An 11,418-nucleotide genomic window follows, 5' to 3' on the forward strand; every position below is an offset into this window, starting at 1 on the left:
TCATCACGCGATTTCACGCTGCGCGTCACCGGCAGCGCTTCCTTGACGATTTTTTCCATCTCCGCCTCGATCTTGACCAGGTCGTCAGGCGTAAAAGGACGCTCATAGGCGAAGTCGTAATAGAAGCCGTTGTCGATCACCGGGCCAATGGTGACCTGCGCGCCGGGGTACAAACGCTGCACGGCCTGCGCCAGGAGATGCGCGGTGGAATGGCGCAGGATGTCCAGCGCTTCCGGACTCTTCTCCGTGACGATCTCAAGGCTGGCGTCATGGTCGATGGCAAAACCGGCATCAACCAACCTGCCATCGACCTTGCCCGCCAGAGTAGCCTTGGCCAGGCCCGCGCCAATGGAGGCGGCGACATCCTGCACCGTCACCGGGTGCTCGAAAGGGCGTTTGCTGCCGTCGGGTAGCGTGATCTGGATCATGAGAGTTACCTGATATGTAGCTCGGTGCCCGGTTTCCAATGGGCACCGACATGCGTTTCGGGAAAATCGGGCGCTTGAAGGCAGCCACAAAAAAAGGCGCCACTGCGCCCTTAGATGAAAAATACGAGGCGTGGCGGACGGTGCTAGGGAAAGGTCGTAGTTGCCATGTCGCACACTCGGCCGGCGCATTGACGCGGGCCACCTTGATATCCGCAGCTTCAGAATGAGGGAAAACTAATTTACAGTCGCCGGACTGTCAATCCGGCAAAGGAGATGCCCGGCCCAGATCAAGGTTCGCTCGGACCGGGCTTGTCATACATTATTTCATGCCGGTCAGCGCCCAGGCATACCGCCTTGGCTGGACTTGGGCTGGGCGGAGACGACCGGAATAGACAGCGGCACGCCTTCGGCTCCCGCATAGAACACCAGCAGCATGGCAGACTGGTCACCGGTATAGCCTCGGTGAGCAGCGTGCACCATCTCACCCATGGCTTCGCCCGCCCGAAGCCGACGCTTGCTGCCATCAGCGCGCTTTTCGACCGTCAACTCACCGGACAGCACATAAGCGGCATTGATCACGGGATGCTCATGCCAGGACAACCGGCTGTGCGGAGGTATGAAAATGCGCAGCACCGACACCTGCGGCTGCCCTGCCGGGTAGGCACGATACAAAGCCCCATCCCAAGACCGCGACGACTGAAGCAGTGTTTCCGATACCACCTCTGCGGCATGAGCTTGCGAAAACCATCCCGCCAAGCAAAACCATCCCATGCACGATATCCATGGCAACTTCCTGTTCACGACAATCTCCGTAAGCGCCTATCGGCGCGAGAGACTTCAGTCTCCAGACTTGACCACACGCAGGATGTCAGTGATTTCCCATGAATTCTGTCCGTTCTCACCTGAGAGCGGCCTATTAGGGCGGCTCATTCCAGACATTCCGCGCGGTGATTCAGAACGGCTTGGCTAACACCAGGTAGATCACACCCAGCACCAAAAGGATCGGCAGTTCGTTGAGCCAGCGCAGCGACCTGGCTTTCGGCAACGCCCCCCCGGCCATGGAGCGTTTGAGCATGCGTCCCGTCCAGACGTAGAACGCCAGCAGTAGCACGACTAGTCCCAGCTTGGCATGCAGCCAGCCGCCGCTGATGTGAAACGCTAACCACAGCACTAATCCACAGATGAACGCCAGACCGAACATCACGTGGCCGAATTTGTACAGTCGGCGCCCCATCAGTTCCAAGCGCCCGCGCACCGCCGGCTCCTGCCCTGCCTCGGCCAGATTGACCAGTATCCGCGGCAGGTAGAACACCGCCGCCACCCAGGCCATCACAAACAACACGTGCAGACTCTTGACCAGGAAATAAGCCATTAGATGCTCCGGCACTGAAAACAAAAACGGCGCGAACCCAAGGGCCGCGCCGTTTTTACGGTATTGGTGGGCGGTACAAGGATCGAACTTGTGACCCCTACCATGTCAAGGTAGTGCTCTACCGCTGAGCTAACCGCCCGTGAGCTGCACAGAATAGCAAGGGTAGAAACGGTACACAAGGGTTTCACCGAGGCTTCAATGCAGACCTGGGCGATATGTCGGCAGGGGGCGCAAGGGCGCCCAGTCAAGGCAGATCGAAAATCTGTGCATGCAGCTTCGAAACCTCGGTACTTGCGAGCACTGGCGTCCATGCCCACGCCACTACACGCTTCCCGTCCTTCGATCAGCTCCCCCGCAACGCCTGGTTGCGCAGCTTGTTGATCTCATCGCGCAACCGGGCGGCTTCTTCGAATTCAAGGTTCTCTGCGTGCTTGTACATCTGGGCCTCGAGTTTCTTGATGGCGCTGGCTGCCTGCCCTGAGCTCATTGCGGCGTACTCGGCGCCTTCGTCAGCCACCATGGCGGCCTTGCCGCGCGCTCCCTTGCCACGCCCGCGACCGCCGGCTCCTTCGCTGCGCGCACCTTCCATGATGTCGGCGATACGCCGAACGACCGATTGCGGGATGATGCCGTGCGCCTCGTTATAAGCCACCTGTTTTTCACGACGACGCTGGGTTTCGTCCATGGCCGCCTTCATCGACCGCGTCACATTGTCGGCGTATAGGATCGCCTTGCCCCGCACGTTGCGCGCCGCGCGGCCGATAGTCTGAATCAGCGAACCGGTCGATCGCAAGAAGCCTTCCTTATCGGCATCCAGGATCGCCACCAACGAAACCTCCGGCATGTCCAGGCCCTCGCGCAACAAATTGATGCCCACCAGCACGTCGAACTCACCCAGGCGCAAGTCACGGATGATTTCCACGCGCTCGACCGTTTCGATGTCCGAGTGCAAGTAACGCACCTTGACGCCATGCTCGCCTAAATATTCGGTCAGATTCTCGGCCATGCGCTTGGTCAAGGTGGTGACCAGCACGCGGTCACCCATCGCCACACGCTTGTGGACTTCGCCCAGCAGATCATCGACCTGGGTGCGCACTGGTCGCACCTCGACTTCCGGATCGATCAGGCCAGTGGGACGCACCACCAATTCAACGATGGAATCGCCGGATTTTTCCAGCTCGTACTTGGCCGGCGTAGCCGATACGAAGATCGAGCGCGGTGCGCGCCGCTCCCATTCCTCGAAACGCAACGGACGGTTATCCATCGCCGATGGCAAGCGAAAACCAAATTCCACCAGTGTTTCCTTCCGAGAACGGTCGCCTTTATACATGGCGCCCAACTGCGGAATGGTCACATGCGACTCATCGACTACCAGCAAGGCATCGGGAGGCAGGTAATCGAACAACGTCGGCGGCGGTTCGCCTGCCGAACGGCGCGTCAGGTGACGTGAATAATTCTCGATGCCCTGGCAGTAACCGACTTCGGCCATCATCTCCACGTCGAAACGCGTGCGCTGGTCCAGGCGTTGGGCTTCAACCAGCTTGTTTTCCTTAAAGAGATACTCCAGGCGATCCTTGAGTTCATCCTTGATGGTATCAATGGCGTTGAGCACGCTTTCACGCGTGCTTGCGTAGTGCGTCCGTGGATAGACCGTGTAGCGAGGCACCTTACGCAAGGTCTCACCGGTGAGAGGGTCGAACAACGAAAGATTTTCCACTTCGCCATCGAACAGCTCGATGCGTAGAGCCTCCGTTTCCGACTCGGCCGGGAATACGTCGATAATCTCGCCACGTACCCGATAGGTGCCACGCCGCAATTCCAATTCGTTGCGCGTGTATTGCAATTCGGTAAGCTGCCTGATCAGCGCACGCTGCTCGATGTGTTCGCCACGCGCCAGAATCAGGCGTAGCGACAGGTAATCCTCCGGATCACCCAAGCCGTAGATCGCCGACACGGTCGCCACGATCAAGGAGTCCTTGCGCGACAACAAAGCCTTAGTCGCGGCCAGGCGCATCTGCTCGATGTGATCGTTGATCGAGGCGTCTTTCTCGATGAAGGTATCGGACGCCACCACATAAGCTTCGGGCTGGTAGTAATCGTAGTAGCTGACAAAGTATTCCACCGCGTTATGCGGGAAAAACTCCTTGAATTCGCCATAAAGCTGGGCAGCCAGGGTCTTATTGGGTGCCAGCACAATGGTCGGACGCTGGATCCTCTCGATCACATTGGCGATCGTGAAAGTCTTGCCCGATCCGGTCACGCCAAGCAAGGTCTGTGAGGCAAGACCGGCCTCGAATCCTTCGGTCAGGCGCTCGATGGCCGCCGGTTGATCGCCGGAGGGCTTGTATGGAGAAACGAGCTCGAAACGGTCAGTCATGCCGATGGAGATGAGGTCAGATAGGGCATTTTAAATCACCCCTGCTGACACAGAGTGTCAGCAGGGAATGAAGACAACCGATTGTCCGCACCGGCGTCGCCGATCTGCCACTTTGTCCATCCTGTCAAGCTTTCACCGCCAAGGACCATCGGATGCGGCCTCAACGGGTCGGCGGCATGACCCTCCTGGGAGCCCTTATCGGTATCTCCATCATCGCCTTATTGAGCTGCGTCGCCATGCCTGCATGGAATCGGATGCTGGTCAGGCATCGCCTGAGCAGTGCCCAGGGCGATCTACTAAGCAACCTGGCGTTCGCACGCGCCACCGCAGTCAACCGGGGTCGGACCATCATCGTTTGCCCATCCCTGGACGGTCATCAGTGCGCAGCCGCAGGTTGGCAATCAGGCTGGATCATCGGCCATGCCAGATCCAGCACTTCTCAGGCATCCGGGCGCATGGATGGCCCACCATTGCGTGTCGAGTCCGCGCACCGCGGACTCATCATCAGCGCCACATCCGGGCGCTCCCATATTCAGTTCCGACCGGACGGGAGCGCCATGGGCAGCAATATTACGCTCACATTGTGCGCTCGAGCCGCCCCTCATGGGCTCACGGTGATCGTGGCCAATTCCGGTCGCATTCGGGCCGGTCGACATGCAGTTTGTCCGTCTGATTGATAGCCTGCATGTTCCCCGCCCAATCCACACCATGACAGGACTGGCGTGTTTGCAGGCATACAGCGCCGTGGCGAATCGCGCCCAGGCCATCACACGAGGCCTTGCCGCCGATCGACAACATTGCATCCGCTTTCCGCGGATTCGCCTCCTGTTGTAACTGCAAATAGGGCCTCAGCTGACCACCCGCCTCGCGGTGGGAGAGGTCAAGGATGACTTGAGCGTCAAGAATATAGGGCACCCAATGCCCATAGTAAAAATCAGCTGGAGTTTCCCCCAACATCACCACGCTGTCCGGCAGGCGCTTCTCAACGGCTGAAGCCATCGCCATAAGATCGTAGGTCACGCGACGATCTGCCGAAAACTCCCAATCGCGCCGGATGAGCCGGCCGTCGCGCAGCACCATGACAGCCAGGACCGCCACGCATGCCAACAGAGCCGGATGACGCCACTTGCGTGACCAGTGCTGCGACTGGCATTCAACCAGCACCACCGCAGCGCACGCCAGCATGCCACCCAGTATTGGCGCGATGAAATACTGGCTCAGCTTGAATCCGCCGTAAGGGAAATTGCGTACCACCATGGCCGCCAGCGCCAAGCCATAAGCGACCAGGATCGCCGTCTGCATGGCCTGAATCACCTTGCCTACCAGATGGCGCGACAGCACGCGCCAACTCAACACCAGGATCGCTGCGGCAGCAAGCGCCATCGCCACCCCCGCATACATGTTTCCGTCGCGCTCGGACGCATCAGCATGACTGAGATCATGCGCGGCGACGAACGCATGCCAGGAACCGGCCGCGGCCCATGGGAACAGGCAACACGCCAAGCCAATCTCCAGCAGCATCCAGGCCCAGGCAACCATGCAGCCCCGCACACCCCATAGGCGAATCGACGCCAGTATCGCCAAGCCCCGCATAAATCCCACGAACAATAGCAATTCCGGATACGTGGACATCAGTCCACCAATCAACAGCACGGCCGCCAGCAGGAAGGTCCTGCGACGGGGCATCATGAACAGCCCCACGTAGCCGGCCGCGGCCGGCAGAGTCATCAGATTGGGAAAATTGGAATTGATGGCGACGAAGAGCAACGTCGGACAGATGAAAGCCAGCGCAAGCAACATCAACCAGTCACGCCTGCGGACTGGCTCAGCCTCCGGCGGCACGAATATGAGCAAGGACAACAGGCTCGCGATCAGACCTGCCGCTTGAAGGCCGTTATAGAGATAGATCGGATCACGCCCAGCCCATGCACTCAAGAGTGCGAGAAATCCCTCCGAACCGACCCTTGGCTCGATGGCACCCTGACCGAAGTACATCCGGGCCAGATAAAACGCGGGATGCGCGGGATCGAAATCCGCAGCGCCGTCGAAGGCATGCCCCAGCATGTAACGCGCATTGATCGTGAAATAGATCGAATCGGTATTTCTTGAGCCATCGAAGGTCACCACGTTCTGCAGCATGGGCAGATTGATGACCACAATGAGCAGCAGGGCCAGCGCCGCAGCCATTGCCAGTCGCCACGCTTCGGCCATCAACAGGTTTTTCGCCTGTATGCGCACCTGCCTGCAAAACCACAACGCCAAGCCTGCGCCAACACACGCAGCTAACAGCCAGTACGCGGCGGATGTCATCGGAACCAGTATCTGCGCTGCCCTGCAAATGAGGAGCACCAACGACAAACCGATCGCCAGGCCCATGCCTACTGATCGAACACCTTGTCGAAATCCAAGCAGGATGGCGATAGGCCAACCAAGCGCGAAAGGCAACGCCGAACCGACAAACAGCGCGTAAAGAAAGAACCAGTTCAAAGACATATCCATTCCTTGGGTTGCACAAGCACAGCCTTAGCGCCAAGTCCAAACCCATAGGTTAAGACGCGCACGCGATGCTGAAAACATCCGGCCGCCCGGATCGCGAGAACAATTGATACGTCGAGTTAAACCGAAAGCGCACTCACCGGCACTCACGGGCCAATCCAAATGTGATTGATTCTCATTTTACTCCCGTGATGACCCGCAGAGCGCCCAATGACTGACCCGATCCATTCCTTCAGAACCAGCCTCATCGAGCCGTTGCCATTCGTCTATCGCCTGGCCGGCGCAACATTGCTCGCCATCGGCACTCCGCTTGCGGCGCAGGAGGCCGTCACGCTATCACCTGTCGCGGTCCAGGGGACGGTGCGGGCGTCTCGTATGGACAGCCCTGATCAACAGGCCCAGGTCAGCAAGACCGGAACGAAACTCGCCGACATTCCTGGCAGCGTACAGGTGATTCCGCGTGACCTGATGACCGAACAAGGCGCGGGCATGCTGCGGGACGTGATCGCTGATGCCAGCGGCGTCAACACAGGCGGCCAGGACTCAAAAGGATATTTCGATCATTTCCTGATCCGCGGCCTGAATGCGCAGATCTACAGTGATGGATTTTCCGATGGCGATCAGTTGAGTGGCCTGTCGCACTCACTCAACGGCGTCGAGCGTATCGAAATCCTGGAAGGTCCCGGCTCTGCCCTGTTCGGCTCGGGTGCTCCCGGAGGCACCATCAATGTCGTGCACTTCGCGCCCGCTTCGGTGCTGCATTACGGCGCAAGCGTACAGGTCGGATCTTTCGGCAGTCTGGTCAACAGCGACTACATAACCGGCCCGACCGGCGTCGATGGCCTGGATTACCGTGTCGATGCCGTGTTTTCGCACACCGATGGTTTTCGCGACCTCGACGGACGCGACCAGGAAATTCGCCCTGATCTCCGTTGGCGCTGGGCAAACCACGTCACCGACTTCTCGCTCGATGCACGGCGTATCCATGAGACACCCGATTCCTACGGCCTGATCTATCAAAACGGGGTACCCATCCGTGATGTATCGATCGATGCCAAATATTCCTCGCCATTCGCCATGGCGCACTCAAAAGTACTGCGTCCCATCTTGACTGATCAGTGGACCATCAACGACCTGCTTACCATCAATAACCGGCTCTCATTCCTACGCCGGAGCCTGAATGTGGTCGTCAACGGCGACAGTGCCAGCACCAAGATCAGCAACGGCCAGGTCGTCGCTCGCCAGTTACGCCAGCAGGATGATCGCAGCACCAGTTTCGACTATCAGCTTGAACCCCTGTGGCACTTCGCTACCGCAAACATTCACCACAGCTTGCTGACCGGTCTGCAGTTCCAGCGCCAGACGCTGGCATCGCAGCGGACCACGGCGGACCTGCCCAATATCCCCGACGCCTTCCATCCGGTGGCACCGGAATGGTCACTGGCCGATATCGATTTTCTCTGCGATGCCAAGCACTCGTGTGACCATGATCGACTCTCGGCCAAGTATTACGGTATCTATCTGACCGACCAGATCGACCTGAGCGACAAGCTCGAGCTACGCGCCGGCGTTCGCGAGGATCACTGGGATACCACCTTGCTTCCACTCATTACCGTACCCGGACGCTTCGGTACCGATGGCAGACCCTTGCTTGGAGGCATGACCGATCGCCGCCATGACACACCCTTCAACTGGAACCTGGGCGCGCTATACAAACTGACCGATTGGATGTCGCCCTATGCGGGCATTTCCAGTAGCCATCTGGCGAACTTCAACTCCGAGAATACACAGAACGGTGTGGGGGCCCCGGAGTCCGCGCTGCAATACGAAGTGGGAATCAAGTTCAACATGCTGGCCGATCGTATCGTGTTCAACGCTGCCGCCTTCGACGTCAAGCGCAACCATGTCGCCGCCGCGACCACGTTGAACGGCATTGAGACCGTGGTATTCGATGCACAGAAGACCCGTGGCTTTGAAGCTTCCATGGACGCCGCGCTTTCCGACTCGTGGCATCTGCTGGCGAACATGACGCACCAGGACGCTTTTATTACCGATAACCCGCAGGGCATCACATCTGTAGGCCATCGCCCACAAGGAGCGCCCAACCTGCTTGGCAATCTATGGACCACCTATCGCTTTGCCATCGGCGGTCTGAGCGGCTTCCAGATAGGCGCCGGACTGAACCATCAGTCGCACAGTTATAGCGACCTGACCAACGTCAACGGCATCCCAGGCTACACGATTGCCCAGGGCATGCTGGGTTTCGACACCCCCCGCTGGGGTATCGACCTGAACATGCACAACCTGACCAATAGGCGCTATTTCATTGCAGCCAATGGTGCTGGCGCGTATGTAGGCGAACGTAGGATCACCATGCTGACGGTGCACGCGGATTTTTGATGATTCGTTTCGCAAACCGTGTACGGTCATGGCGTACGGATTGGGGACTACATCGCTAAGCGCACCACTACGGCATCTGACGACGGCGCGACTGAAGTCACTACCTGCGACTAGATGAACGTCGCGGCGGGAGAGCCAGCCATGTGACGCGCTTTTGACCTTAAATGAACCATTTTTCGGCATGATATGAACACATGCCAGCGTCAGTATGGGATGTACGGCATCCATCGCAGACATGCCAGGGCATCAGCCGCCAAACAAATCTACAAGGAACGACCATGAAATTTCGCAAGTCCATCGTTGCACTGGTATTGATCGCCCTACCGCTGCTGGCCCATGCCTCCTGCGACACGGTCAAATCCGATATCGATGCCAAACTCAAGGCGAAAAACCTTGACAATTACAGCCTCGACGTCGTTTCGGCCGATCAGGCGGATAGCAGCGGCGGCAAGGTCGTCGGACACTGCGGAGGCACGAAGGCCATCGTGTACACCCGTGGACAGTCCAAGGCGAGCAGCGACGACTCAGGCAAGGCATCATCGTCGCCCGCGCCAGCGTCATCGACTCAGAGCGGCGGCTGATCACCCGACGAATTTGCAGCGCTTGCCGAAACGCTGAAACAAAAAAAGGCCTACACGAAGGTAGGCCTTTCGAATTTGGCGCCCGAAGTTGGACTCGAACCAACGACCCCCTGATTAACAGTCAAGTGCTCTAACCGGCTGAGCTATTCGGGCGGGGTGAGCTGCATAGTTTGCGTAATGGGCTGGGGCCTGTCAAGCGGCCCCAGCCATGGCGAAAAGCTCAGCCAGCCAGTACCTTGTAGCAAGGCACGTAGGCGCTGCCGCCAGGCAGCTTCATGCGGTGCTGGACCACGAAGGCTTTCAGCAGTTCGTCCAGGGCACGCATGATGCCGGCTTCGCCATCGATCTCGAATGGCCCGTGCTCCTCGATGGCTCGGATACCCTCTTCCTTGACGTTTCCGGCCACGATGCCGGAGAACGCGCGACGCAGGTCCGCGGCCAGTTCATGGCGCGGACGGTCGCGATGAATGGCTAGGCCGCGCATGGCCTCGTGGGTCGGGCGGAATGGCATCTGGAAGGCAAACGGGATGCTCAGCGACCAGTTGAAGAAGAACGCGTCCTTGTTGTCCAGGCGGTAGTTGCGCACCTTTTCAATGCCACGCACCATCGCACGTGCCACGGCGGCCGGATCGTCGACGATGATCTGGTAGTGCTGGGCCGCTTCGTCACCCAGAGACAGGCGCAGGAAGCGATCGATCTGTTCGAAATAGGCCGCCGACTGCTTCGGGCCGGTCAGGATCAGCGGAAACGGAATGCCCGCGTTGTCCGGATGCAGCAGGATGCCCAACAGATACAGGATTTCTTCGGCCGTCCCCACGCCGCCCGGGAATACGATGATGCCGTGGGAGATGCGCACGAAGGCTTCCAGGCGCTTCTCGATGTCCGGCATGATCACCAGGTGATTGACGATCGGATTCGGCGACTCGGCTGCGATGATGCCGGGTTCGGTGATGCCGATATAGCGGTTGTGCTTGCGGCGCTGCTTGGCATGGGCGATCGTAGCGCCTTTCATCGGCCCCTTCATCGCACCCGGGCCGCAACCTGTGCAGATATCCATGCCGCGCAGGCCCAGCTGGTAACCGACCTGCTTGGTGTATTCATACTCGTCGCGCGAAATCGAGTGACCGCCCCAGCACACCACCAGGTTCGGATCGATCTGCGGCTTGAGGATACGTGCGTTGCGCAGGATCTCGAACACGGCATGGGTCAGACCCACGGTGTCGTCAAGGTCGAAGCCGCCCTGCTCGAGCTGCGTGGACACGTAAACGATGTCGCGTACCACAGCCACTAACAGTTCATTGATACCGCGGATGATCTGGCCGTCGACGAAGGCCTGAGCGGGCGCATGGGAAAGCTCGATCTTGATGCCACGGTCCTGCTGCAACACCTGGATATCGAAATCGGGGTATTGCTCGAGAATGCCGCGTGGATCATCGCTCATGCTGCCAGAGGTCAGCACGGCCAGCGCACAGCGGCGCAACAGCATGTGCATGCCCGAACCGCTGGCGTCGCGCAAGCGGGCCACTTCGTTACGGGAAAGAATATCCAGGCCACCGGCGGGCGAAATACGCGCGCTGACGGTGCCGGGGCGGCTGCTGGTCTTGCCAGCGTGTACTGCACTCATCGATCTGTCTCCTAAGAGCCGCGCCCTCGCGGCTTCGATGTCCGTGGCTTTTCTTTGGCGGACCGCCTAGCTTCCCGTGCCCACCCCCTCGGGGTCAAGACAAAAAAAGACCGGTGCCTGGTGGGGCACCGGTCCTTGGG

General features: G+C 59.1%; 9 protein-coding genes and 2 tRNA genes. 3 read left to right on the top strand and 8 right to left on the bottom strand.

Annotation, left to right across the window (positions count from 1 at the left end; genetic code table 11):
• The 5 genes from VF436_RS13095 to uvrB form a co-directional block, all read right to left on the bottom strand.
• Nucleotides 1-428: TGS domain-containing protein (locus VF436_RS13095; protein WP_330904469.1), on the bottom strand; the 428-nt coding region annotated here is incomplete at its 3' end.
• 333 nt (nt 429-761) lie between these two features.
• On the bottom strand, nt 762-1,100 hold the full coding sequence (locus VF436_RS13100) for a cupin domain-containing protein (RefSeq protein ID WP_330904470.1): 339 nt from the start codon (nt 1,098-1,100) through the stop codon (nt 762-764).
• A 280-nt stretch (nt 1,101-1,380) separates the two neighbouring features.
• Nucleotides 1,381-1,800, bottom strand: a complete 420-nt coding sequence (locus tag VF436_RS13105) for a CopD family protein (RefSeq protein ID WP_330904471.1) — start codon at nt 1,798-1,800, stop codon at nt 1,381-1,383.
• Between the two features lie 64 nt (nt 1,801-1,864).
• A tRNA-Val gene (locus VF436_RS13110) sits at nt 1,865-1,939 on the bottom strand.
• A 204-nt stretch (nt 1,940-2,143) separates the two neighbouring features.
• Nucleotides 2,144-4,177, bottom strand: coding sequence for an excinuclease ABC subunit UvrB (gene uvrB, locus VF436_RS13115; RefSeq protein WP_330904472.1), 2,034 nt, complete (start codon nt 4,175-4,177; stop codon nt 2,144-2,146).
• Nucleotides 4,178-4,431: 254 nt separating this feature from the next.
• Here uvrB and VF436_RS21715 point away from each other — a divergent pair, with 254 nt between their 5' ends.
• Entirely contained in the window at nt 4,432-4,854 is a 423-nt protein-coding gene (locus tag VF436_RS21715) for a GspH/FimT family protein (protein ID WP_414649856.1), read from the top strand.
• On the opposite strand, the gene VF436_RS13120 is transcribed toward VF436_RS21715, so the two are convergent.
• Nucleotides 4,787-6,670 carry a hypothetical protein gene (locus VF436_RS13120; protein WP_330904473.1) on the bottom strand — a complete coding sequence of 628 codons (1,884 nt, stop codon included), beginning with the start codon at nt 6,668-6,670 and terminating at the stop codon, nt 4,787-4,789. The genes VF436_RS21715 and VF436_RS13120 overlap by 68 nt on opposite strands.
• Before the next feature lie 213 nt (nt 6,671-6,883).
• Between VF436_RS13120 and VF436_RS13125 the strand changes: the two genes are divergently transcribed.
• Together VF436_RS13125 and VF436_RS13130 are read left to right on the top strand one after the other, a co-directional pair.
• A complete protein-coding gene (locus VF436_RS13125; RefSeq protein WP_330904474.1) occupies nt 6,884-9,073 on the top strand; it encodes a TonB-dependent siderophore receptor in 2,190 nt (729 codons plus the stop codon).
• A gap of 278 nt (nt 9,074-9,351) precedes the next feature.
• A complete protein-coding gene (locus tag VF436_RS13130; protein ID WP_330904475.1) occupies nt 9,352-9,654 on the top strand; it encodes a DUF1161 domain-containing protein in 303 nt (100 codons plus the stop codon).
• Between the two features lie 76 nt (nt 9,655-9,730).
• Here the strand turns inward: VF436_RS13130 and VF436_RS13135 are convergent.
• Nucleotides 9,731-9,807, bottom strand: a tRNA-Asn gene (locus VF436_RS13135).
• Nucleotides 9,808-9,874: 67 nt separating this feature from the next.
• Entirely contained in the window at nt 9,875-11,278 is a 1,404-nt protein-coding gene (ppnN, locus tag VF436_RS13140) for a nucleotide 5'-monophosphate nucleosidase PpnN (RefSeq protein ID WP_330904476.1), read from the bottom strand.
• Nucleotides 11,279-11,418 lie beyond the last annotated feature (140 nt).

Source organism: Dyella sp., assembly GCF_036384435.1.
Taxonomy (GTDB): domain Bacteria; phylum Pseudomonadota; class Gammaproteobacteria; order Xanthomonadales; family Rhodanobacteraceae; genus GSA-30.